This window comes from Tunturibacter psychrotolerans (assembly GCF_040359615.1).
Lineage (GTDB): Bacteria > Acidobacteriota > Terriglobia > Terriglobales > Acidobacteriaceae > Edaphobacter > Edaphobacter psychrotolerans.
Genome location: NZ_CP132942.1, coordinates 4,247,631 through 4,270,949 on the forward strand (window position 1 = coordinate 4,247,631; position 23,319 = coordinate 4,270,949).

Annotated in this window: 18 protein-coding genes; 10 read left to right on the forward strand and 8 right to left on the reverse strand. The window is 57.1% G+C overall.

Annotated elements, in window-relative coordinates:
* Positions 1 to 394 precede the first annotated feature (394 nt).
* Positions 395 to 1,633 carry a bifunctional diaminohydroxyphosphoribosylaminopyrimidine deaminase/5-amino-6-(5-phosphoribosylamino)uracil reductase RibD gene (gene ribD / locus RBB77_RS17850; protein WP_353063090.1) on the forward strand — a complete coding sequence of 413 codons (1,239 nt, stop codon included), beginning with the start codon at positions 395 to 397 and terminating at the stop codon, positions 1,631 to 1,633.
* A gap of 4 nt (positions 1,634 to 1,637) precedes the next feature.
* Entirely contained in the window at positions 1,638 to 2,297 is a 660-nt protein-coding gene (locus RBB77_RS17855) for a riboflavin synthase (protein ID WP_353063091.1), read from the forward strand.
* 74 nt (positions 2,298 to 2,371) lie between these two features.
* Here RBB77_RS17855 and rho read toward each other — a convergent pair whose 3' ends face one another.
* The 3 genes from rho to RBB77_RS17870 all read right to left on the reverse strand — a co-directional run bounded on the left by rho (position 2,372) and on the right by RBB77_RS17870 (position 6,130).
* Positions 2,372 to 3,622 carry a transcription termination factor Rho gene (gene rho, locus RBB77_RS17860; RefSeq protein WP_174336882.1) on the reverse strand — a complete coding sequence of 417 codons (1,251 nt, stop codon included), beginning with the start codon at positions 3,620 to 3,622 and terminating at the stop codon, positions 2,372 to 2,374.
* Positions 3,623 to 3,797: 175 nt separating this feature from the next.
* Positions 3,798 to 4,019 carry a DNA-directed RNA polymerase subunit omega gene (locus RBB77_RS17865; RefSeq protein WP_183978717.1) on the reverse strand — a complete coding sequence of 74 codons (222 nt, stop codon included), beginning with the start codon at positions 4,017 to 4,019 and terminating at the stop codon, positions 3,798 to 3,800.
* Between the two features lie 518 nt (positions 4,020 to 4,537).
* Positions 4,538 to 6,130: a YifB family Mg chelatase-like AAA ATPase gene (locus RBB77_RS17870; protein WP_353063092.1), complete on the reverse strand. Its 1,593-nt coding sequence runs from the start codon at positions 6,128 to 6,130 to the stop codon at positions 4,538 to 4,540.
* A gap of 225 nt (positions 6,131 to 6,355) precedes the next feature.
* Here RBB77_RS17870 and RBB77_RS17875 point away from each other — a divergent pair, with 225 nt between their 5' ends.
* The gene (locus RBB77_RS17875) at positions 6,356 to 7,813 is read left to right on the forward strand and encodes an L-serine ammonia-lyase (RefSeq protein WP_353063093.1); all 1,458 of its coding nucleotides are present in this window, start codon (positions 6,356 to 6,358) and stop codon (positions 7,811 to 7,813) included.
* A 29-nt stretch (positions 7,814 to 7,842) separates the two neighbouring features.
* Here RBB77_RS17875 and RBB77_RS17880 read toward each other — a convergent pair whose 3' ends face one another.
* The 4 genes from RBB77_RS17880 to RBB77_RS17895 form a co-directional block, all read right to left on the reverse strand.
* Positions 7,843 to 8,280 carry a hypothetical protein gene (locus RBB77_RS17880; protein ID WP_353063094.1) on the reverse strand — a complete coding sequence of 146 codons (438 nt, stop codon included), beginning with the start codon at positions 8,278 to 8,280 and terminating at the stop codon, positions 7,843 to 7,845.
* Between the two features lie 260 nt (positions 8,281 to 8,540).
* On the reverse strand, positions 8,541 to 9,305 hold the full coding sequence (locus tag RBB77_RS17885; protein WP_353063095.1) for a class I SAM-dependent methyltransferase: 765 nt from the start codon (positions 9,303 to 9,305) through the stop codon (positions 8,541 to 8,543).
* Positions 9,306 to 9,348: 43 nt separating this feature from the next.
* Positions 9,349 to 10,527, reverse strand: a complete 1,179-nt coding sequence (locus RBB77_RS17890) for an acetyl-CoA C-acetyltransferase (protein WP_353063096.1) — start codon at positions 10,525 to 10,527, stop codon at positions 9,349 to 9,351.
* Between the two features lie 631 nt (positions 10,528 to 11,158).
* The gene (locus RBB77_RS17895; RefSeq protein ID WP_353063097.1) at positions 11,159 to 11,989 is read right to left on the reverse strand and encodes a hypothetical protein; all 831 of its coding nucleotides are present in this window, start codon (positions 11,987 to 11,989) and stop codon (positions 11,159 to 11,161) included.
* 124 nt (positions 11,990 to 12,113) lie between these two features.
* Between RBB77_RS17895 and RBB77_RS17900 the strand changes: the two genes are divergently transcribed.
* Positions 12,114 to 13,196 carry an NAD(P)/FAD-dependent oxidoreductase gene (locus RBB77_RS17900; protein WP_353063098.1) on the forward strand — a complete coding sequence of 361 codons (1,083 nt, stop codon included), beginning with the start codon at positions 12,114 to 12,116 and terminating at the stop codon, positions 13,194 to 13,196.
* 116 nt (positions 13,197 to 13,312) lie between these two features.
* On the forward strand, positions 13,313 to 14,446 hold the full coding sequence (locus RBB77_RS17905) for a citrate synthase (RefSeq protein ID WP_353063099.1): 1,134 nt from the start codon (positions 13,313 to 13,315) through the stop codon (positions 14,444 to 14,446).
* 153 nt (positions 14,447 to 14,599) lie between these two features.
* On the opposite strand, the gene RBB77_RS17910 is transcribed toward RBB77_RS17905, so the two are convergent.
* Positions 14,600 to 15,910, reverse strand: a complete 1,311-nt coding sequence (locus RBB77_RS17910; protein WP_353063100.1) for a hypothetical protein — start codon at positions 15,908 to 15,910, stop codon at positions 14,600 to 14,602.
* Positions 15,911 to 16,770: 860 nt separating this feature from the next.
* Here RBB77_RS17910 and smc point away from each other — a divergent pair.
* The 5 genes from smc (at position 16,771) to RBB77_RS17935 (ending at position 23,310) form a co-directional block, all read left to right on the forward strand.
* Positions 16,771 to 20,655, forward strand: coding sequence for a chromosome segregation protein SMC (gene smc, locus RBB77_RS17915; RefSeq protein WP_353063101.1), 3,885 nt, complete (start codon positions 16,771 to 16,773; stop codon positions 20,653 to 20,655).
* Positions 20,656 to 20,835: 180 nt separating this feature from the next.
* Entirely contained in the window at positions 20,836 to 21,468 is a 633-nt protein-coding gene (locus RBB77_RS17920) for a hypothetical protein (protein WP_353063102.1), read from the forward strand.
* Between the two features lie 58 nt (positions 21,469 to 21,526).
* Positions 21,527 to 22,438 (forward strand): phosphoribosylaminoimidazolesuccinocarboxamide synthase, encoded by a 912-nt coding sequence (locus RBB77_RS17925; protein ID WP_353063103.1) that lies wholly within the window; start codon positions 21,527 to 21,529, stop codon positions 22,436 to 22,438.
* Between the two features lie 5 nt (positions 22,439 to 22,443).
* A complete protein-coding gene (locus RBB77_RS17930; protein ID WP_353063104.1) occupies positions 22,444 to 22,980 on the forward strand; it encodes a CvpA family protein in 537 nt (178 codons plus the stop codon).
* Between the two features lie 51 nt (positions 22,981 to 23,031).
* Positions 23,032 to 23,310: a helix-turn-helix domain-containing protein gene (locus RBB77_RS17935; protein ID WP_353063105.1), complete on the forward strand. Its 279-nt coding sequence runs from the start codon at positions 23,032 to 23,034 to the stop codon at positions 23,308 to 23,310.
* The last annotated feature ends 9 nt before the right edge of the window (positions 23,311 to 23,319 follow it).

The following is a 23,319-nucleotide window of genomic DNA, read 5'->3' on the forward strand; positions in this document are numbered from 1 at the left end:
GGTCCGCTAATCGGGCGTTTCAGGCTTCATCGAGGTACATGCTTCGTTGGCAGGTTTCCCGCACTCCCGCGAACGTTCAAGAATCTTGTCAAGCCCCTCTCGTGCGAAAACCCGCGCCAGACAAGGAGATTTGCGTGGCGTATGAGTTATGCTCAATCCGCTATACTTGTTCTATGCATGACAGAGGGTTCCGAGTTTCGGAGCCCTTTCTACAATTAAGGAGCTAACTCTTTTAGAAAGACGTATTTGCCTCTAAGTCGTTTAGATGGACAATTTTACGAGAGACATTTTTCACAAGTGGCTCAAAGAAAACCACTTAATGGTACCTACCCCGGGGGGGCACCCCCTCCGGTGAGATTTTGGAAGGGCGTTGGTGACGGAAAGAGAAGACTCGATGCAGCAGTCCACAACAACCCGTTCCGATCAGGATCATGCGTTAATGAGGCGAGCCCTTAAGCTCGCGGCGGAGACCGTCGCTCTCGCCTCGCCAAACCCTCAGGTAGGCTGCGTCCTCACCCAGACACCGCCCAGTGGAGGCACCCCTAAGGTCATCGGCGAAGGCGCGCACCTCTACGCCAACCGCGACCACGCGGAGATCGTCGCACTCAAACAAGCTGCACAACGGGGCTTCTCCACCAAGGGGGCCACGGCCTACGTCACCCTCGAACCCTGCAGCCACCACGGCCGCACCGGCCCCTGCGCCGACGCCCTCATCGCCGCCGGAATTTGCCGCTGCGTTGTTGCCACCCAGGACCCGAACCCACAAGTCAGCGGTCAGGGTTTAGCCAAGCTCCGCGCCGCAGGCATCGAGGTCACCCTCGGAGTCCTTCAGCAACAGGCCCGCGATCTGAACGACGCCTTCGCCCACTTCATCCAGCACCGAATCCCCTTCGTCACCCTCAAGGCCGCGCTCTCAGTCGACGGCAAACTCGCCCCACCTGCGACGTGGCGCCGTCCCAACCAACCCCACTGGCTCACCGGTCCCGCGGCCCGCTACGAGGTCCAACTCCTCCGCCATGCCGCCGATGCAGTGCTCACGGGAATCGGTACCGTGTTGGCCGATGACCCACAACTCACCGACCGCAGCGGCCTCCTCGGCCCCAATAATCTACCCCGACGACGCCCGCTCCTCCGCGTCATCCTCGACTCTCAGCTAAGAATCCCTCTCTCCTCGCAACTGTTGCGCTCAGCCGGTGACGACAGAGACTCCGGCCACCCAAACCTGCTGATCTTGTGCAGCAAAACCGCGCCAAGCGCAAAAATCACTGCCCTCACAGATCTCGGCGCACTGGTCGAGACCATCCCCGACCACGCTGGCCGCCTCAGCCTGCCCACAGTCCTCACCGCTCTCGCCGAACACAACATCCTCAGCCTGCTACTCGAGTGCGGCTCCCACCTCAACGGCGCCTTCCTCCAGCAAAACCTCGTCGACAAGGCCGTGCTCATCTACGCCGAGACCGAACTAGGCGACCAGGCCATCCCCTTCGCCCAGGGCATCGCCTCCCCTTATCTCTTCGAAGAGTCCCTGCACCGCATCACCCGCGCCAACTACGGCCCGGACACCTGCGTAACCGGCTACCTCCACGAACCTTGGCGCACTCAAGTCGCACCGCCATCGAAAGCGATAAGCTAAAACCATGTTCACTGGACTGATCGAGACCACCGGCACGCTTCTGGCCATCACGCCGACCGCAGGTGCCACGCGCATCACCATCGCCTCGCCCACGCTCACCGCGCGCCTCAACACAGGCGACAGCATCGCGGTCAACGGTGTCTGTCTCACTGCGCTCAGCATCGAGCCCAACGCCTTCCCCCCGCGCTTCTCCGCCGACCTCGCAGCCGAGACCATCGCTCGCACCACCCTCACCCACCTGCGTCCCGACGCCACCGTGAACCTCGAGCTCCCCACTCCAGCAGGCTCGCCACTCGGTGGTCACGTCGTTCAGGGCCACGTCGACGGTACCGCCACGCTGCTGTCGCTCACCCCCATCACGCCAGATCAACCCGAAACCGACTGGCGCCTCCGCATCCAGCTACCCGATTCACTCACCCGCTACGTCGTTCCCCAGGGCTCCATCACCATCGAAGGTATCAGCCTCACTGTCGCCTCTATCACTGGCAGCGTGGTCGAGGTTGCCATCATCCCCCACACCTACGCCGCCACCAGCCTTCACACCCTCACCCCGGGCTCCCCACTGAACATCGAGGTAGACGTCCTCAGCAAATACGCCGAACGCCAGCACTCCTCAGAAAAATTCACCCTCACCGAGGAGTACCTCATAGCCAACGGTTACTAATCAGGTACGAGAGCGCAAAAACAAAAGCGCAGCTCCTGAAGAGCTGCGCTTCGTTGCCTTCAAAGTTCGTAGAACTAGATCGAACTCATGTTGTGCAGAAACTCCTGATTGTTCCGCGTCTTCGCCAGCTTGTCGGTCAACAACTCCATCGCCTCAACCGGCGACAAAGGATTGAGAACCTTCCGCAGAATCCAGGTTCGCTGCAGATCCTCTTTCGGAATCAGCAACTCTTCCTTACGAGTACCGGAACGCTGAATGTCGATCGCCGGAAACACACGCTTATCCACCAGCTTGCGATCCAGAATCACTTCCATGTTGCCGGTTCCCTTGAACTCTTCGAAGATGACTTCATCCATTCGCGAGCCGGTATCGACAAGCGCAGTCGCGATGATCGTGAGCGAACCGCCCTCTTCGATGTTGCGAGCCGCACCAAAGAACCGCTTTGGTCTCTGCAGCGCATTCGAATCCACACCGCCTGAGAGCACCTTGCCCGAAGGTGGAACGATCGTGTTGTAAGCACGCGCCAGACGAGTGATCGAGTCCAGCAGAATCACCACATCGCGCTTGTGCTCCACCAACCGCTTTGCCTTCTCAATCACCATCTCGGCAACCTGCACGTGTCGCGCCGCTGGCTCATCGAAGGTCGACGAAATCACCTCGCCCTTCACCGACCGCTGCATGTCGGTGACCTCTTCCGGACGCTCATCGATCAGCAGAACGATCAGCACAACTTCAGGGTGATTCGCGGTGATGCTGTTCGCGATCGACTGCAGCAACATCGTCTTACCGGTACGCGGCGGAGCCACAATCAACCCACGCTGCCCCTTGCCCACCGGAGTCAGCAGGTCCATCACACGGCCTGAGATGTGCTCGCGAACGGTCTCCATCTTCACCCGCTCCTGCGCATACAGGGGGGTCAGGTTGTCGAACAAAATCTTGTTGCGCGTCTCTTCCGGCGATTCGAAGTTGATTGCCTCGATCTTCACGAGAGCAAAATACTTCTCGCCCTCATGCGGAGGACGGACATTGCCACTAATCGTGTCACCAGTTTTCAGGTCAAATTTACGGATCTGCGAAGGAGACACATAGATGTCATCGGGACCAGGCAGGTAGTTGTAATCGGGAGAGCGAAGGAAGCCGTACCCATCAGGCAGAATCTCGAGCACTCCTTCAGCGAAGATGTGCCCCTCTTTTTCACTCTGCGCCTGCAGAATCTTGAAGATAAGGTCCTGCTTGCGGAGGCCGCTGGTTCCAGCAATGTCGAGACCGCGCGCCAGTTTACCCAGCTCCGCGATATTGTGTTCTTTTAACTCTGAAATAGTCATGTTTTACCTGGAAATTTTGAATTTAGGAGGGATTGTTTGAAACTGAGGCGGGATTCTGCTTGACGGGGGGTCGTGCGGAAGGCCACATGCGTTTTGATGTGATTGAACTGCAGATGGGTGAGAGAGGGGATTAGAGGTTTTGGAGTGAAAGCTGGCGAAGTGAAACAGCCGCGCGTTAAGCTGCGCGGCGCTCTTGCAATTGTACCTTTTCTACGACAGACTCGCCAGATTCATCCATAGGGATGGTGTCTTTGAAGCGATCAAGAACTTCGTTGGTAGTGTCCTGCAAACGAGTGTTCGGCTTATGCAGCTTCCGCGTCGCCTTCGACGCCAGCTGACAAAGCTCGTAGCGGTTGTTCACGTGCGTGAGAGCTCCAAAAATAAGATCCGAGCGCATAGTTTCTCCCTTTCAATTTCCGAGCGGAAGCGTCTTATTAGCGCTAACTCGCCCGAAATCATTCAAATGTGGCAACTAATCTTCAAGACTGCTGCCGTGATTAAGCCTCATACATTAGACGCAAAGAGTCTCTTCGGGGACTCTGCAATTCGTCAGAAATCTCAACTTCTTGATATCTGACATATTGCATCTCCTAGCCCCAAAACTGCCAAGCTAGCTAAGTTAATGTTCCTAGCCGAATCTGTCTCTTCCGTAGGATTCAGCGCTCGCCGCGCCCATGGTGTGAAACAAGAAGCCTGCCAGAAACTGGCAAACCGTGAGTTGATCGCTGATCGCTCGATTCGTAATTCAGAATCTCTGACGAACCCCTAGCAAACTGCGACTTCAAGGAAAGTAAACTGTTCGACGCTTAAGGTCAATACTTTTTTCGGGAACCCGTGAATAAATATCTTCCAGAAACGGGATACCTTTTACTCTACCCCAGAAGAAGTGCCCGCGAACTATCGGAGCCACAGAGCTTAGGACCAATAGCTCCGGTCTAACGTGCGGTACTGAATCGCCTCAGCAATATGCTTCACGGCAATATCCTCTTCGCCCCCCAAGTCTGCTATCGTCCTTGCTACCTTCAAGATACGATCATGTGCCCGGGCACTCAGCCCTTGTTGCTGCATCGCTCGCTCCAGTAGCCGTTCGGCATCAGACGATAGTTCGCAATAGGTGCGTATCTGCTGAGTGTTCATTTGGGAGTTTGCAAAAATCTGGCGGGAAGCTGCCTTTGCGGACCCTTTCGTCCGCTCAGCCGCTTGCCCGAATCGCGTGTGCTGTCGCTCCCTGGCGGCCAAAACCCGTGCTCGAATCTGCTCCGAACCTTCCGCCGCTGCCCCCCCCCGCAACTCCTTATATTGCACCGCGGGAACCTCTATATGGATATCGATTCGATCAAGCAAAGGCCCCGAAACCTTCGAGACATAACGCTGGATCATCGGTGGTGTACACATACACTCCCGAGACTTGTCATTGAAATATCCACAGGGACACGGATTCATCGCAGCCGCCAGCATGAATCTGGCCGGGAAACTCAGGCTCATGGCTGCCCGGGCGATGGTCACATGACCATCTTCCAATGGCTGACGCATCACTTCCAGAACATTGCGCGGAAATTCTGGCAACTCATCCAAAAACAGTAGCCCATTGTGGGCCAGTGATACTTCGCCTGGCCGTGGCATCATCCCGCCGCCAATCAACCCAGCATCTGAGATCGTGTGATGTGGAGAGCGAAATGGTCGATGGGCCACTAGTCCCTGCTCAGAGTCCAGAACGCCCGCGACCGAATGAATCTTCGTTGTTTCGAGCGCCTCTTCGAATCTGAGCGGCGCCAGAATTGACGGCAGCCGCTTGGCTAACATCGTTTTACCCGAGCCCGGCGGTCCGATCATCAGAATGTTGTGTCCACCCGCCGCGGCGACCTCGAGTGCACGCTTCGCCACTTGCTGGCCGCGCACATCTTTGAAGTCGAATGGAAAGTGCTGCATCTCGTTAAGCAAGTCGGTGGTTTCGACCTTCAGGGGGACCGCAGTAATTCCACCCATCGCGGCTGAATTCAAAAGTTCCCTAACCTCGAGCAGTGACTTCACCGGATAAACATTGACACCTTCGACTACCGCCGCCTCGCGTGCATTACTCGCCGGAATAATAAGATTAGAAATTCCCTTCGCCCGCGCAGCCACCGCGATCGGAAGCATCCCTTGCACCGCGCGCAGACCGCCATCCAGTCCCAACTCCCCCACAAGCAGATAGTCGCTCAAATCCTTGATGTGCAGTGAACCGTAAGCTCCCAATATTCCGATCGCGATCGGCAGATCAAATCCCGACCCCTCTTTCTTCAGGTCTGCGGGAGCCAGGTTAATTGTGATTCGCGTCGGAGGAATTTCGAATCCGGAGTTTTTGATCGCTGACCTCACCCGGTCACGACTCTCCCGCACCGCAGCATCGGGAAGTCCCACCGTGTGGAACTGCTCCTGATCTAATTTGATTTGCGAGAAGTCAACTTCGACATCGATGATGTGAGCGTCAATTCCATACACTGCAGCACTGCGAGCCGTGAAAAGCATTCTTTGAGCCTGTAAATCCTTGTCGCAGAGTATTTTCGCCGAGTATAGCATTGCAGCCGAGATAAAAGGGGATGCCTACTCAATGAAACCATCGAGCATCGACAGACTGCTGTCGCGCCACTTGGTTCGAGATCAGATCATCCGTGACGTCCATGATTCACTCGTTCCGCCTAAACACAGAACCAACATCACTCCCCTTACAATGAATTCAGTCGTGACTACGTCGTGAATACCAGTCTCTTTGAACTCTTCAAAATCGGCATCGGACCGTCTAGCTCTCACACGGTCGGTCCCATGCGAGCGGCTCTTCGATTCTCGCGCCAACTTGAATCTGCTGGACTCCTTACACGCACCGCATCGGTCACCGTCGAGCTCTACGGCTCTCTCGCCCTCACGGGCGTCGGCCACGGAACAGATCGAGCTATCCTCCTTGGTCTACTCGGAGAAGCGCCCGACACCGTTGATCCCGCAACCGTCGAAACTAAAATCGCCACAATCCGCTCCACCGGGTCTCTGCATCTCAACGGCACCCGGGACATTCCCTTCACCGAAGCCGTGAATCTCCTCTTCCATCGCAACCAGATGTATCCCGATCCGAATGTCATCTCGCATCCTAACGGCATGCACTTCACAGCCTTCGATGAGGCCGGTGCATCATTGGCAGGCGAGGTCTTTTATTCCATTGGCGGAGGCTTCATCGTCTCTGACGCGGAGCGAATAGCAGAATCGGCCACCAGCACTCGCGTTGTTCCGTATCCCTTCCGCAGTGCAGCCGACCTTCTCGCCACTGCGAAACAGCACAACCTCACGATCGCCGATCTCCTGCTCGCCAACGAGATTGCTCTGCTAAACGACCCGACGAACTCCATCAACCGTCCCCAGCCAACTCCGGTTTCGGCGCAGTTGGATCACTCGGCAGAACACACGATCCGTGCCAGCATCCTCACCCTCTGGAGAACCATGCAGCAATGCACTGAGCACGGCATCGCCACTGAAGGCATCCTGCCCGGCGGACTCAACGTCCGGCGTCGCGCCCATCGCCTTGCCGAGCGCCTCAACACCATCGGCTCCAAAGACCCTCTCGCACCGATTGATTGGGTCACCGTCTATGCGATGGCCGTCAACGAAGAAAATGCAGCTGGAGGTAGAGTGGTGACCGCCCCCACCAACGGAGCCGCAGGCGTAATTCCCGCCATCGGCAACTATTACCTACGCTTCATTGAAGGCACCGACGCGGAAAAAAAAGAAGGCATCCTTCGCTACTTCCTGACCGCGGCTGCTATTGGCATCCTGTACAAGGAAAACGCCAGCATCTCCGGGGCCGAGGTGGGCTGCCAGGGAGAAGTCGGCGTAGCCTGCAGCATGGCCGCCGGAGGCCTCGTCGCTGCACTCAACGGCACCAACGCTCAGGTTGAACACGCCGCCGAGATCGCGATGGAACACAACCTCGGCATGACCTGTGACCCCATCGGAGGCCTCGTCCAGATCCCGTGCATCGAACGCAATGGTATGGGCGCAGTCAAAGCCATCAACGCCTGCCGAATGGCCATGCACGAGACCGGCGATCACAAACTCTCTCTCGACCAGGTCATTGCCACCATGTACCAGACCGGCCTCGATATGCAGTCCCGCTACAAAGAAACGTCGCTCGCCGGCCTCGCCCTCAACATCATCGAATGTTGACGACGTCTTAGTCGAAAAACACACTCCCATCAAGGGAGGGCCACAGTCTCCTTCGGAGTCACATTGATCGTCGTTCCCGTGGCGTCCGGGACAAAGTGCATCGTCACTATCGATCGCTTGCCGCACGCTCGCACCGTCCACTTCTCGTCCCACTGTACTTTCGGATTACTCGGCTCCCCATTCGGTAAAGATGTCTCAAGAACATCCACCTGGCACATTCCCGCCGCTCCCACGCCCGCACCCGCATACTGAATAGCGTCGTGCTGCAGCGCGGCACCAGCCGCCGACTCACCCGGAAACAACCCGTACACCGCCGACTTCCCGTTCTGAATCGTCACCGATGCCACATACGATCGCTTCTCCCCACAAGCAACCCCTTCGGTAATCTCTTTCCAGTGCGCATTCACGATATTGCCGTTTGGGTCGGTTTCAATCGATCCATACACCTTCGGCTGACTCGTATTCATATTGATTTCGATCTTCGCGCAATGTGTAGAAAGACTGCTTTCATAATCCTGATACACCCCTAACACCGCGTGCCGATACGAATCACTGCTGCGAATCGCATCGTATGCTCTTGGCCTGTCCTGCTGCGCAACTATCGGCACGCAAAGGACGCATACAGTCACAGACACGGTCAATGCAGATAGAAATCTACCCACCAATTCTCCTCCGGGTTGACCACGAACGGCGGCAATACCAGTTAGATGCAAAATCAGAGACACACTCAACTGCCAAACCGCCCGCAAGCGACCCGGCAAACGGTCTTCATCTCAACGATTCCATCCACCTGCCACTTTGCAAAAAACGCCCGCAGTGCCTCCTGCATCCCCTCATACTTTGCATGCCCCGGCTCCGGGGTAACCGACAGCGACTGCGTCTGCCCCAATAATTCCTCCAATGTCAGTTTTTGTTCTCCACGGATCTCTTCCCGAAACAACTCACCGCCCGCAAAGAACTCCGTCACCCGACCGCTACTTTCATATCTCTCCTGATTCGCCTCGTAGTCCGTCCCATGCTGCCGTAGCAGATCCTCATAGGCCATCGACATCGGCGAATCATCTCGAACTCTACTGTTGCTCGCGATTACCACCCATCCCCCCGGTCGCAGAATCCGCCGAAACTCCTTCGCGGTCTGGGCGACGTCGAACCAGTGAAACGCTCTTCCCACTGCAACCAAGTCCACCGAGTCTTCTTCGAGGCCGGTATCCTCCGCCGTAGCTTTCTTTACCATCAGTCCCGGCCATGCTGACGCCAGCCTTTCACAAGCCTCACGCATATCGTCGTTCGGCTCGATGGCAATCACCGCATTCCCATGCTCCAGAAACAACTCCGCCAACATCCCTGTACCTGCGCCAACATCGGCCACAAGGTGATCGAGTCTCAGCCCGCACCGTGGCACCAGAATCTCGATGACTGCCCCTGGGTAGCGAAGCCGATGTCGTTCGTAGTCTCTAACTCGTCCGGTAAACCGCTCGGTATTCTCGCTCATACACACGTTGGATGCACGCACGCCTGAAACGCTCACCAGTGCCCTACCGTTCCACCGCCAACGCCACCGAGTTCCCTCCACCCAGACAAAGCGCCGCAACGCCTTTCTTCACATCCCGCCGCATCATCTCGTGGATCAGCGTCACCAGCACCCGCGCCCCACTAGCCCCAATCGGGTGCCCAATCGCCACCGCACCACCATTAACATTCACCCTCGAACCATCGAGTCCCAGTTCTTTCATGACTCCCAACGCCTGCACGCTGAACGCCTCATTCAACTCATACAGGTCCACGTCACCCTTCTCCCATCCTGCACGCTTCAACACCAGCTGCACCCCGGTCACCGGAGCGAGCATCACCCATTTCGGCGCCACGCCACTGGTAGCCTGCGCCTTGATCCTCACCATCGGCTTCAAGCCCAGTTCCTTCGCCCGCTCCGCCGACATCACCACCACCGCCGCAGCCGCATCGTTTACTCCTGGTGCATTTCCTGCGGTCACCGTCCCATCCTTCTTAAACGCCGGCTTCAAGCCAGCAAGCGCCTCCATCGACGCATCCTCCCGCACACTCTCATCCCGTGAAACCACGGTGACTGCACCCTTCTTCCCATGAACATTCACCGGCACCACCTCCGCGTCGAACCGTCCCTCCTTCCACGCAGCGCTTGCCTTACGGTGCGAGGCCAGCGCATAAGCGTCCTGCTCCTCGCGCGTAATCGAATGCTTCTCAGCGACGTTTTCTCCCGTGATCCCCATATGGTAGCCCTCACACGCGCACCACAACCCATCCTTCACCATCGAGTCCACCACGACTGAGTCCCCCATCCGGAATCCTCTACGTCCTTGCGGCAGAAGATATGGCGCGTTTGACATCGACTCCATCCCGCCCGCCACCACGATCTCCGCATCGCCCGCCATGATGGCCTGCGCTGCGAGCGCAACCGCCTTCAGGCCCGACCCGCACACCATATTGATGGTCATCGCCGAAACCGTGTCCGGCAGTCCGCCGTTCAACGCCGCTTGCCGCGCCGGGTTCTGTCCCAACCCCGCCGGCAGAACGCAACCCATCAGACACTCATCCACGCTCGAAGCATCGATTCCGGCCCGTTTTACAGCCTCGCGAACCGCAACCGCGCCAAGCTCTACCGCTGTCATCTCTGCAAACGCCCCTTGAAACTTACCCACCGGCGTCCGCACCGCAGTAACAATCACAACTTCCTTCATCGAGCGAATACCTCGATCAAACTCTACTCCATCGTCTCCCCTTCACACTAGGCGAACGCCTTTACCGACATCGTTGAATCTTCAACAGCTGATACGTTTCGCATTCACCATTTTTTCTTGACGCGTCTCTTCTGCCCATCCAGAGACATTGAATAAAAGAAGATCCATCGCTCGTAGATTATCCCCCTCAAACACGTCAGCCTTTTACCGCAAAGAGTTTTTATTACCTAGGCGATTGTCAGGACGCTGATCACACAAAGGTCGTAGTCAATCTCACGCTGAACACTTTTTTGCGATGGATCATCACTCCCTCGAACTCCAAAACGATCACCTCGACAATGAAACAGCGTCTCTCGGCGCTTCTCCACGCAAAAAAGAATTTGCCTTCATTGCATTTTTTGCTTGACAGTTAAATTTCGTAAATCTATACCTTCGTTAGCTGCAATGCAGCTAGTTGTAGAGTCAATGTCTAATCACTAGGGAGAATAGGCACATGGCAACGAAGAAAGCCGCAAAAAAAGCACCAGCGAAGAAGGCAGCAAAAAAGGCAACCAAAAAGTAATCCAACCAAGGCAAACAGAAAGGGGGACGCGATAAGCGTCCCCCTTTCTGCATCTGAAATAACCCGTCGCTATTGGGTCGCTGTCGCCCGCGTCGTCGCATTCTTCGGCGTCGACAGATAACCCGACACCTTGTTCTTATCGATCACATTGACCACCAGTTCATACAGCACGGGATCCTTGCCGTTATAAAACTGAACCGGCTCATCCAATCCCTTATCCTTCTTCTCGATCGTGCGGTCGTCCGAGCTCACTTCCAAGGTGTAGCGCGAATGCTTCTCGTCCGCCTTCTTCAACTGCAGCTTGATCGTCGACAAAAGCGTTGGCTTGGCTCCCTTCTGCAACGTGAACTCCAGGTAGTTCCGGTCTCCCTTGTGCTTCAGGATCTCCAGTTCGTCATGGTTCGTCGCAATCAAACCGCTCATCACACCCGCATCCCCGACCACCCGATTCAACTGGGTCTTGGTAGCCTCGAGGTCAGACTTCGTCGTTGCAACGTCGGTCTTCACGCCGCCTACGTCCGTCTTTACGCTAGCAACATCGGTCGACACTGCCCCAATCTGCTTGGAGTTTTTCGCCGCCTCCTCTTCAAGCTTCGCAGTCGCAATCTTCTGCTGGGCAATGATGCTTTGTGTCCGCAATTCAATCTGCTTCTGGGCCACCCCCACGCTCTGGCCCAGAGTCTCGCTGGTCGCCCGCAGCCGTGCGTTAGTTGCCTCCAGCTTCTCCGTCAGTTCCGCATTTTTCTGATCAGCTGCCACGATCTTCTGTTCAGCGGCGGCAAGATGATTTTGCAGACCATAGCACCACACCAGACCACCCAGTGCAGCAAGCAACGCGGCCGCTACCACTCCAAGCAGTGCTCCCGAGACCGACCTCTGTTCCACGTACTCTTCGCTCATCACTCTCTCCTAATGCTTCTCTTCATTTGACCCATCGCGAGCCCAAACGTCACAAACCGATCAGTCGCGTAAAACAGACACATCCAAACTATAACCTCTCCCTTAAGCGAACTAAACTAATTCCATGCATCACCCCGACCTCTGCATCGCTGGAGCCGGCATCATCGGACTCTCCCTCGCCCTTGAACTCCACCACCGCGGCTACCGCGTCACAGTATTTGACCAAGGCGATCCACTCGCCGAATCCTCCTCTGCGGCCGCAGGCATGCTGGCTGCCTACGATCCCGACAACCCATCCCAACTCCTGCCTCTGGCGACCCTCAGCCTGTCGCTCTATCCTAACTACCTCGACCGTATCCACTCTCTCTCCGGAATCCGCGTTCCCTTCCAGACTCACACGACCCTGCAGTCCGTTCCCACCCGCACCGCTGCTACAAGCTCCGAACTCACCGCCAAAGATCTCTCCCATCTGTTTCCCGCGCTCGTGCCCAGAAAGCACCGATTTATCCTCCTCGACGAGCACAGCCTCGACCCCCGCCAACTCGCCTCAGCGCTTCTTGCCGCCATCCATGCCACCACCATCGACCTCCAACCGCACACTCCGATCCTCTCTACTCGCCCCGTCGGCAACGCAGTCGAGATCACAACCCCCATCGGCACCATGCAAACAGCACAGTTCGTCAATTGCGCCGGAGCCTGGGCGGCTGCCTCCTCGCACCAGCCCGGCATCCCGGTCACACCAAAGAAAGGACAGATGTTTTCAGTCGTCCTTCCTCCTTCTCTCCCGATGCACTTCGTCGTCCGCACACCGGACATCTATGTCGTCCCTCGCACCACCGGCCCCTCCGCCGGCCGCGCCATCGTCGGCGCCACCGTCGAAGACATCGGCTTTGACAAGATCGTCCACCCATCCGACATCGACCATCTCCGCTCACTCGCAATCACTCTTCTTCCCATCCTCGCCAGCACTCAACAACTTGAAGCCTGGTGCGGCCTTCGCCCCGCGACCGCGGATGGTCTTCCCATCCTCGGCACTCTCCCGGGTCGGCCGAATCATTTCATTGCCACCGGCCACTATCGAAATGGAATTCTCCTGGCCCCGGCCACAGCTAAAGTTATGGCGCAACTTATCCTCGGTGAAACCTCCGCCACCGAACTGACTTCCTTCTCTCCAAACCGGTTCTTATCAGAGCTCCCATCACCGTAGTCGCACAACAGCACCGATATTCGGCCAATCGTTCGTGACAACCGTTTCTCCGCTGCGCTATAACCAGATGTACTTAGTTTGGTCAAACATCGAATTCGCTACTGGAGAAGCACCTTATGTCTACCGCTGTCGCACCAAAGGGCCTGGAAGGCATCGTCGCCACCACGTCCTCCATCTGCTGGATCGACGGCGACGCCGGCGTCCTCTCCTATCGCGGCATCGATATCCACGAACTCGCACAGAGATCCACCTTCGAGGAGTGCACCTACCTCCTGTGGTTCGGCAAACTCCCCACCGCCACCGAGCTTGCTGAATTCACCAGGCATCTCTCCGCCGCACGCGAACTCAATTCAAAGGTTGTTGACCTCCTCCGCAGCGTTCCCGCCGACGCCACACCCATGCAGGTCCTCCGCACCGCCGTCTCTCTTCTCAGCATCTACGACGCTGACGAGGCAGACTGCAGCCACGACGCCAACGTCCGCAAATCCTACCGGCTTACCGCCCAGATCCCGATGATCGTCGCCATCTTCGACCGCATCCGCAAGGGTAAATCCATCGTCGAGGCCGACAAATCTCTCTCCCACGCCGCCAACTTCCTCTGGATGCTCAACGGCGAAGAGCCTTCCGAAACCGCTACACGCGCCTTCGACATTGCACTCATCCTCCATGCCGACCATGAGCTGAACGCCAGCACCTTCGCCGCACGCGTCATCGCAGCTACGCTCGCTGACATCCACTCCGCCATCACCGGTGCCATCGGCGCCCTCAAAGGCCCGCTTCACGGTGGAGCCAACGAGGCCACCATGCGTCTCCTCTATGCCATCGACAAAGCCGGTGCCGACCCCGTCGAGTACGTCAAACAAATGTTCGCAGACAAAAAGAAGATCTCCGGCTTCGGCCACCGCGTCTACCACACTGAAGATCCACGTGCCACTCACCTCCGCCGCATGTCCGAAGAACTGGGCAAGGTCGCAGGAAACACCAAATGGTTTGACTTGTCTCGCAAGATCGAGCTCTTTGTGAAACAGGAAAAGAAACTCAACGCTAACGTCGACTTCTACTCCGCCTCAACCTATACCACGCTCGGTATCGACATCGATCTCTTTACCCCCATCTTCGCCGTCAGCCGCATCTCCGGATGGGCAGCCCACGTCATCGAACAACACGACGACAACCGCCTCATACGCCCGCGAGCAGACTACACCGGGCCCTCCTACCCTGCGACTTACACACCCATCGAAAAGCGATAACCCACCCGGTGCTACAGCTGGAAAACCTCCAACCGTATCTTTGCTGAGAGGCCCGCAGTGCATTGCGAATCGCGAACCGAATGAATCTGAATCTTCGTCAAACGCAAAAAAGGCAGCCCACATGGGCTGCCTTTTTTGTGAATCTACAGCAGTCTAGTGATGGGGAGCAGTATGATGCACAGGAGCTTTCGCCGGAGTCTTCTTCGGCTCCACGATGGCTCCATCGCTCATCGTAATCATGATTGGGCTGGGTGTGTAGGAAGCATAAGTACCACTAACTGTGACCTTCGCGGCCACGGCTGGTGGTGTCTTCAATGGCGCAGCCAACTGGAAGGTGAAGTCTGCCGTCTTCGACTGCACCGCATCATCCGAAACCGCAACTTGGAGTGCGGTATCGGAGACGGCAATCACGGTCGAATCCGGGAATTGGACCGACTTGCCCTTCATCGTGTCCCAGACCTTTGCCGCATCTTCAGGCTTACCGTTGGCGAGGATGAACTCCTTGTCGCTGATCGCCAAAGTGGAGAGGTCTGGAGTGCTCGAGATAACTCCGGCGACAATGTCAGCCGGCGAAGGCGCAGGCTTGATCTTGAAGTCAGCAGGTGGGACTAGATTCGTCTGCACTGCAGCAGTGACTGCATCGTAGCCATCGTCGCCGCCGTGGTACTTCTTGTAGCAGAACTTCGCGAGCGGTAGCATCTGGCTCTTGTAAGGTTCAGGAGCAAACGCTGCAGCCCGGGTAGCGTACCAGGTGCAGTTCACATAGTCCGGTGGAGTTGATTGATAGTAAGCCTGGCCCAGAATAAAAGTGTCCTGCAGCAACGGGCCGGGTGTTTGCGTTTGCGCAACTGGAACACTGGCCAACTCAGCTTTGTATTCCGTGATCGCGGTCGCTGTATCCTTTTTGTTCAAGGCATCTTCCCCGATGGCGCTATCGAACACTGGAGTAGCAGCGTCCTTTACCTTGGAGAAGTCCGCATCGCTCATATCTGCCGGCTTGGTCACCGCGAGTCCCTTCTGCGCAAACTCGGCAGCCTTGTCCAATGCCGCCTGCTTCGCCGCCGGATCGGTCGCCTGTTCTCCCTGCTGCTTCCGGAAGTAGACCTCGAAGGTCAGCGCTCGTAGGTTGTTCGGATCGACCTGCAACAGGCGGTCCGCTGCATCGAGCGTCTTCGTTGGATCGAATCCGGCATAGGCCAGCATCAACTGCTCTAATACAGATGCCTTCACCGAAGACTGGGGATAAGCAGTCAGGTATTGCTCAAGCGCAGGAGCCTTAGTCTGCGGAGTCGACTGGCTAATTGCGTCGTTGTAGGCCTTGTATTCGGCAGGGGACATCTGTACGCCGCCGCTCGTGGCTTGCGCGTTGGAACCAAGATTGACCTGGGTTTGTGCCACAAGAGGTCCAGAGACACCTGCCATGCTGGCGACCGCCAGGAGAGACGCAACGACTACCTTCTTCATTCCACACTCCTCAATAAAGCTTTCTTTCAAATGTGTCACCGATGCTTCCGGGGTCACTTGGAAATAAAACGAAGCACAGACCGCTCCCTGGTGCTTCGGCGTTACCCTCGCTGCGCCTAACCCTTCGGCCAAGCGGTTGAAGTGTTCGTGGCATCTCGGGATGATGATGCGGATTATAGAAACGACGTTGTTCGAAACGCAAGCCGACTTCAACCATTAGGAGCAATAAAAGTGTTATACACGAACAATTGCAACCTGGAACCACACACAAACCAACGGAAACAGAGACACCCTGACCAACTCGCGTCAGCAGGGTGTCTGTTTTACCAGAATGAGCTACTGATGTGCGACTTACTTCTGATGAGCTTCGGTCGAGTGAGCGTGCGCCTGGGTGGAGTGTTCATGCGCCTTCACAGATGCTCATGGGCGGCTTCATGATCGCCCTTTGCCTGGTGCTCAGCTGCGGCATGGTCAGCCTTTGCTGCATGCTCGTGATGCTCCCGCTGCCTTCTTGTGCGCGTCGTGTGCCATAAAATCTCCTTGTTGGAACCGTCCGTTTTGTTCCTCCCGCGAAGCTATGCGCCGTTCCCATTACATGCATCTATGCCAGTTAATATCTGCGCGATTCTCGCGATTACCATCCCATCAACACTAGAATTGAAGTTCAAGGGACTCGTTCACCTCATTCTTGTGACTCTCTTGCTCAACCTACCCATTTATGGTGTTTTGCCCGTCTTATCCACAACAGGTGGTGTTGTACCCGTTGATTCCGCACCCAACCGCAGCTACAGTTGAACCAGTCCTATTCGACTGAGGCGAGTTCCCGAACACTCATATCGGTCCGCCCCGCAGAGGTGCACTTGCTCAAGCTCAAAAAAGTCCAGATCCTCGGCTTCAAATCCTTCTGTGATCGCACTGAAGTTCAGCTCTCCGGCGAGGGCATTGTCGCCATTGTCGGCCCCAACGGGTGCGGCAAATCGAACATCTCCGACGCCATCACCTGGGTCTTGGGCGAACAGTCCGCCAAAAGCCTCCGCGGTATCAAGATGGAGGACGTCATTTTTGCCGGCACCCGAGACCGCAAGCCCACCGGCATGGCCGAGGTCTCGCTCACCCTCGTCGACCCTGAGGTCTACGACGGCGCCAACCTCCAGGACGACCCTGAAATCGTCATTGACGAAAATCTCCCCACAGACTGGGATGAGACCACCCTCCGCCAGCAACGCGCCGACGAAACCGAGGAAGCTGTCGCCGAAGCCCAACCCGGCACCGTCGTCGAGGGCGAGGCCAATGGCCCCCAAATCGTTCAACCTCCAACCGACGCAGATGCGGCAGAACTCGCCAACCCAAACAATGTTGTCCTCAAGATTCGTCGCCGCAAGTTCGGCCGCGCTCCCGTCCGCGCCGGCGAACTCACCATAACTCGCCGCCTCTTCCGCTCAGGCGACAGCGAATACCTTCTCAACGGCAAGATCTGTCGCCTGCGCGACATTCAGGACATCTTCATGGGCACTGGCCTAGGAGGCGAGTCCTATGCCATCATCGGCCAGGAGCGAATCGGCCAGCTCCTCTCCGCAAAGCCGCACGATCGTCGATCCATCATCGAAGAAGCCGCAGGCATCACTCGTTTCAAGACGAAAAAGCGCCTTGCCGAACTGCGTCTCGAATCCGCCCGCCAGAACCTAGCCCGCGTAAACGACATCTTCGACGAGGTCACCCGCCAGATGACCACCCTTAAACGCCAGGCCGCAAAGGCCGAGCGTTACGGTGCGCTTCGTGACGAACTCCGCACCCGCCTCCGAGTTGTTCTCGCCAGCCGCATGGAACAGTTGGACATCGAGCAAGCCGCCACCACCGAGAAGATCGCCGCGCTCGCCTCCCAGATCGACGCTCAGGCCACCACCGTCGAAGCGATGGACGCCGAGCACACTGAGGGCGTCAACTCCGGCTACAGCCTCGACCAGCAGATCCGCGAGGCCGGGGCGCAGGCCAATCAATCCGCTGTCGACCTCGAGCGCATCACAGCCCGTTCCGCCGCAAACGCCGACCGCATCGCCGAACTCACCAACCGTCTCGCAACCGGCGCCGACGACCTCGCGCAGGCCCGCGAACAGCTCGCCAGCCTCGCCGCCGAGCTCGAAGAGCATCGAAGCTTTCTTAACAGCGCCACAGCCGAGTCTGCCGGATCACGAGAGGCAGCCCAGAGCCATCAGGCTCAGGCTCAAGAGGCCGTCCGTGGCGTCGCCGCAGCCGAGCAGCAGGCTGAACAAAACCGCCGCTCAACCATGCAACTCGTCCAGCGCATAGCCCAGACTCGCAACGAAGAGGCTCAAGCTGCCGCAGCCCTCGCTGGCCTCGACCGCGAAGCCGAGCGTCTTCTCTCCGAATCCGAGATCGCTAAGCAAGAACTCGAGACTCTCGGCCTTCAGCGTGGCCAGGTCAAAATGTCTTTCGAATCCGTTACCGAACACCTCAAGCGTCTTGAAGCTGAGATCGCTGAACTCCGTCTCCAGATAGAGGCCAATCGCAACGAGGAGTCTCAGTCCAAACGCCGAGGCGATCAGCTACGAGGCGAAGTCGCGACCCTGACCGGCCGCCGCACCTCTCTCGAAGCCCTCATTCGCGAGCACAGCTATTCCACCGACACCGTTCGTAACCTCTTCAAGACCGACGCCTACAAACAAAACGCTGATGGCATGGCCGCTGTCGGCACTCTCGCCGACTTCCTCGAAGTAGACGGCAAGTACGAAAACGTTGTCGACGAATTCCTCCGCGACGAGCTCAACTACGTCGTGGTCAAATCCTGGGACGCCGCGAACGCAGGCATGCATCTCCTGCAGACCGATGTCACAGGCCGCGCCACTTTCCTCGTACATCCCAACGACTCCCAGGCCAACTTCGCCTTTGCCGAAGGCATGCAAAGCGTGGCCCAGACCAACATCGAGGGAATCGAAGGAGTCGTTCCTCTCAAAGAGTGCGTCCGTGTTCTCGACGGTTTCGGTAAATCCCTCGAGGTCATTCTGCCCAAGCTCCGCGAAGGTTTCGTGGCCCCAGACTCCTACACCGCCCGCTCGCTCGCCCTCTCGAACCCCCAAGCATTCTTCCTCTCTCCCAGCGGCGAGACCTTCCACAACGTCACAGTCACCAGCGGACGCCCCCGCACGCAGGGCCCCCTGGCACTCAAACGCGAACTCGCAGAGGTGCAGCAGAAGCTGGAAAAGGCCGAGCACGATCTGGCCCAGACCGACCGTGCGACAATCGAACTGCAGCACCAGATTGCCGCCCTCAGCGCGACGATTGAAAGCAAAACCCACGAACGACGTGACGCCGAGCGCGAGTCCGCAAACTCCGGAGCAGCTCTACGGCAAATGGAGGCGGAGGTCGCTCGCATTGAACGCCGTCTGCAGGACTGGGCACTCACCAGCGAACGCAATCGGGAAGCCCGCAATCAGAAAGCTGACCTGATCGTGCGTCGTCAGCAAGAGGCAGCAGCCTTCGAGAACGAGCGCGGCACTTTGGAAGCCAGCTTAGCCGCACTTCAAGAGCAACTCGAAGAGCTACGCGCTCGCCGTGAAGAGCTTCAACAGGGCGCAGCAGCAGCCTCAGCCGCACTCGCTGGGTTAGAGGAGCGTCGCCGCAACGCAGCCGCAAACTTCGAACAGACAACGCGGCTCTACAACGGCCAAAACCAGCGAATCCAGCAGCTCGATCAGCAAATCTCGTCCGCCGGCGCAGAAAAACTCCGCCGCGAGGAAGAAACCGCCGCGCTCACGGTCCAGCATGCCGAACTCTCAGAGGTACGTGCCAATGCCGTAGCTCAAGGCGCTCGGCTTACGGAAGAGGCCCACGGACTCCGTGCTTCTATGTCCGAACTCGACACGCGTCTCCGCACACTTCGTCATGAAACCGAAGCCCTTCGCGAGCAGCGCGCAACACTCACTGCACGCGCCGCAAAGCTCACCTCCGACATCGAGCACATCGATGCCACCTGCCTCAACGACCTTGGCGCCGAAGCCATAACAATTCGCGAAGACCAGACCATCGTCCGCATCGAAGGCGCCGATCTTCACACGCAAGAGGAAGAATCTCGCGCCCTCAAGCAAAAACTTGAAGCGATGGGTCCGGTCAACATGATGGCCCTCGATGAGTACAACGAGACAGTCACCCGTCACAGCTTCCTCGAAACTCAACGCAAAGATCTGCTCGATTCCATCGAGAACACACAAGCCTCCATCAAGGAGATTGACGACGTCTCCCGTCTCAAGTTCGACGAGGCCTTCAAGGTCATCAACGAGAATTTCTCTGTCACCTTCACCAAACTCTTCGGTGGCGGTCAGGCCTTTATGAAACTCACCGATGCCGAAAACTCCAACGAGAGCGGCATCGACATCGTTGCCTCTCCTCCGGGGAAGAAACTTCAAAATATCCTACTGCTCTCCGGAGGAGAAAAAGCGCTGACCGCCCTCTCGCTCCTTGTCGGAATCTTCCAGTTCCAGCCCGCCCCCTTCTGCATCCTCGACGAAGTCGACGCACCACTGGATGAAACCAACGTAGGGCGCTTCGCAAAACTGATCCACGAGATGAGCGCAACCACTCAGTTCGTCGTAATCACTCACAGCAAACGCACTATGTCCCAGGCAGACGTCATCTATGGCGTCACCATGCAGGAGCCAGGTGTCTCAAAGATTGTCAGCGTCAACCTCAACCGCCGCGACTCCACAGACAACCGCCGCGCCGTCGCCTGATACCTCGACACGTGAATCGTCAAACCCTTTGCGCAGCTGGAGCGGCTCACCACTCGCTCCAGCATTTTTTTAGCATCGTTGAAATCTTCTGTCCTGTCGGACCAAATCCGTTCCGGCGAAGTGGCAGAAATCCATAAGCCCTCTCCGCTCGTCCGCAAAAAGCAGCTAATCTAAAATGGCATGCATATAGCGCTCACAACTGCCGTCCTTGCTCTGTTGACGGCAGCAATGCTTCTGTTGCGGTTTTTCTGGAACGGGGGCTCCCCTCGTCTCAGATTTGGCATCGTCACGGTGTCCATCGCACTGGTTCTGCTACAGGCGTTCTTCGCAGCTACCAAATGGGGAACCATCTCCGATCGGCTGAACATCTTTATATTCTGGTTGGCTGTTGCCGCCTATGAGTTCCTGGTTCTTTTCTTCTCGCGACTGTCTCCGAAGTGGCTCACCACGCTCAGCGCTACCATCCTGCTAATCCCCGTCTTTGCATCGAGTATCGTTCTACCGCTTACCGAGCTCTTCGACCCTCCCTCTTACAAGACAGTGCCCGTCGGTGACAATCTTTTTTATGAAGTCAAACCGTGGGGCAACACGGGCGGCGGCAGAACGGGAGCCGATCTTATCGTCTCTTATCGGCCACCCATCGCCCCATTTCTCCGGCACAAAATCCGAATCATTCCTTTCAACGACGGCGAGTGCAACTCAAGCGCAGCCGTTGCCATACCCTTTCCTTCTACGAAAACAGTCCTTGGCCGCTGTCCGGGTTGGTCCTCAGAGTCCGCAGGAACTGTCGACAAGCTTTTCCCTTTATCTTAGGCTGTTACTGGAGATTGCGGCCTGATCGCAAATTTCAAAAGGTGGTACCGTCGAACCAATGCCAGCAATCATATTAGAGACCCACCTTGGATCGCTCCCTCTGACCGCACGCGGTAAGGTTCGCGATATTTACGCCCTCTCCGCCGACCAACTCCTCTTCGTCGCTAGCGACCGTATATCTGCGTTCGATCATGTCCTTGGCAGTGGCATTCCTTTCAAGGGAAAGATCCTCACTCGGCTCTCACTGTTCTGGTTTGATCTCCTCAAACCGATCGTCCCAAACCACCTACTCACGGCCGACACGGCACACTTCCCTCCGGAACTCGAACCGTTTCTCGACCAACTCGAAGGCCGCAGCATGCTCGTCAAGCGAGCCAAGATGTTTCCCGTCGAGTGCGTCGTTCGTGGCTACCTCTCCGGATCCGGGTGGAAGGACTACCAGCAAACCGGTTCGGTCTGCGGAATCAAACTCCCTGCGGGCCTTCGCGAGTCAGACCGCCTGCCTGAGCCCATCTTCACGCCCGCCGCAAAGATCAACACAGGCGGACACGATGAGAATATCTCTTACGAAACGGTCCAGAAGACCATCGGCGAAAGCTACGCCGATGCGCTACGCACACTCACACTCCGGATCTATGAAAAAGCAACGGAGCATGCTGCCAGTAAAGGGCTGATTCTCGCCGACACCAAGTTCGAATTTGGCCTTACAACCGATAAATCGGGAAACGATCAGATCGTTCTCGCCGACGAGGTACTGACTCCCGACTCATCGCGCTATTGGCCGGCAGATTCCTACAATCCCGGACGGCCGCAGCCTTCTTTCGACAAACAATTCGTCCGCGACTATCTCGAATCAATCCACTGGAACAAGCAGGCGCCTGCTCCAGCGTTGCCAAAGGAGGTCGTATTCCGGACCAGCGAGAAATACCTCGAGGCCTATCGCTCGCTCACTGGCCGTACCAACCTCTAAGGCGAATGAAACTCTTCGATTGCCTCCTGATCGCAATTCTGGCCTACTCAACCATCGTCGCCTTCATGCGCGGCATCATTCTCGAGCTCTTCTCCTTGGGCGGCCTGATCGCCGGAATTTTGATCGCCAGTTGGAATTACGGCCGCCTCGCCGCGTACCTTGAGCATTTCATCACCACACCCGCAACGGCAGAGATTCTATCCTTTCTCCTTCTCGTCATCGGAGTCATGGTGCTAAGCGCACTACTCGGCAAAGCCCTCAACCGCACCGCTCACGCTATCGGGCTAGGCTTCTTCGACCGAATCCTTGGCGCCGTCTTCGGCTTCGGCCGCGGGTGCCTCCTCGGAGTAGCCATCCTCATGGCCATCGCCGCCTTCATCCCTCATTCCACATGGATAGAAAATTCACAACTATCTTCCTATTTCCTTGCGGGGGCACATGCGGTATCCTTCGTTGTACCTTACGACCTTCAGCATAAGATTCTGGACGGCGCCGAGCATCTCAAGCACAACGTGCCCTATTGGATCAAACCGCTGCGGTAGAGGCACAATGAGAGAGTGGTTCCATCAAGGAGCCGCCAGCGAGGAATAACCTTGAAGCGCGAAATGGACGGCTTGATCATGCAGATGCACAGCGCCGGCATCCCTTACTCGGAGGCCGTTCGTCAGTTCAAGAAGCGCTACATCCTCGAAGTACTGGCGCACCATAAGGGTAACCAATGCAAGGCAGCCGACGAGCTCGGCATGCACCGCAATACCCTCAGCCGCACCCTCGCTGAGCTTGACATGGACACTGCGCAGATCCGCAACGGCATGCGCCGCCCACCCAGAAGCGAGCGCCCCCACATTCAGAATATTGCCAGCGCCCGTTAGCTTCCTCGC

Bases quoted from the DNA above. Each gene is read 5' to 3' on its own strand.
- ribD (WP_353063090.1), top strand. From the start codon at position 395: ATGCAGCAGTCCACAACAACCCGTTCCGATCAGGATCATGCGTTAATG.
- RBB77_RS17855 (WP_353063091.1), top strand. From the start codon at position 1,638: ATGTTCACTGGACTGATCGAGACCACCGGCACGCTTCTGGCCATCACG.
- rho (WP_174336882.1), bottom strand. From the start codon at position 3,622: ATGACTATTTCAGAGTTAAAAGAACACAATATCGCGGAGCTGGGTAAA.
- RBB77_RS17865 (WP_183978717.1), bottom strand. From the start codon at position 4,019: ATGCGCTCGGATCTTATTTTTGGAGCTCTCACGCACGTGAACAACCGC.
- RBB77_RS17870 (WP_353063092.1), bottom strand. From the start codon at position 6,130: ATGCTTTTCACGGCTCGCAGTGCTGCAGTGTATGGAATTGACGCTCAC.
- RBB77_RS17880 (WP_353063094.1), bottom strand. From the start codon at position 8,280: ATGAATACGAGTCAGCCGAAGGTGTATGGATCGATTGAAACCGACCCA.
- RBB77_RS17885 (WP_353063095.1), bottom strand. From the start codon at position 9,305: ATGAGCGAGAATACCGAGCGGTTTACCGGACGAGTTAGAGACTACGAA.
- RBB77_RS17890 (WP_353063096.1), bottom strand. From the start codon at position 10,527: ATGAAGGAAGTTGTGATTGTTACTGCGGTGCGGACGCCGGTGGGTAAG.
- RBB77_RS17895 (WP_353063097.1), bottom strand. From the start codon at position 11,989: ATGAGCGAAGAGTACGTGGAACAGAGGTCGGTCTCGGGAGCACTGCTT.
- RBB77_RS17900 (WP_353063098.1), top strand. From the start codon at position 12,114: ATGCATCACCCCGACCTCTGCATCGCTGGAGCCGGCATCATCGGACTC.
- RBB77_RS17905 (WP_353063099.1), top strand. From the start codon at position 13,313: ATGTCTACCGCTGTCGCACCAAAGGGCCTGGAAGGCATCGTCGCCACC.
- RBB77_RS17910 (WP_353063100.1), bottom strand. From the start codon at position 15,910: ATGAAGAAGGTAGTCGTTGCGTCTCTCCTGGCGGTCGCCAGCATGGCA.
- RBB77_RS17920 (WP_353063102.1), top strand. From the start codon at position 20,836: ATGCATATAGCGCTCACAACTGCCGTCCTTGCTCTGTTGACGGCAGCA.
- RBB77_RS17925 (WP_353063103.1), top strand. From the start codon at position 21,527: ATGCCAGCAATCATATTAGAGACCCACCTTGGATCGCTCCCTCTGACC.
- RBB77_RS17930 (WP_353063104.1), top strand. From the start codon at position 22,444: ATGAAACTCTTCGATTGCCTCCTGATCGCAATTCTGGCCTACTCAACC.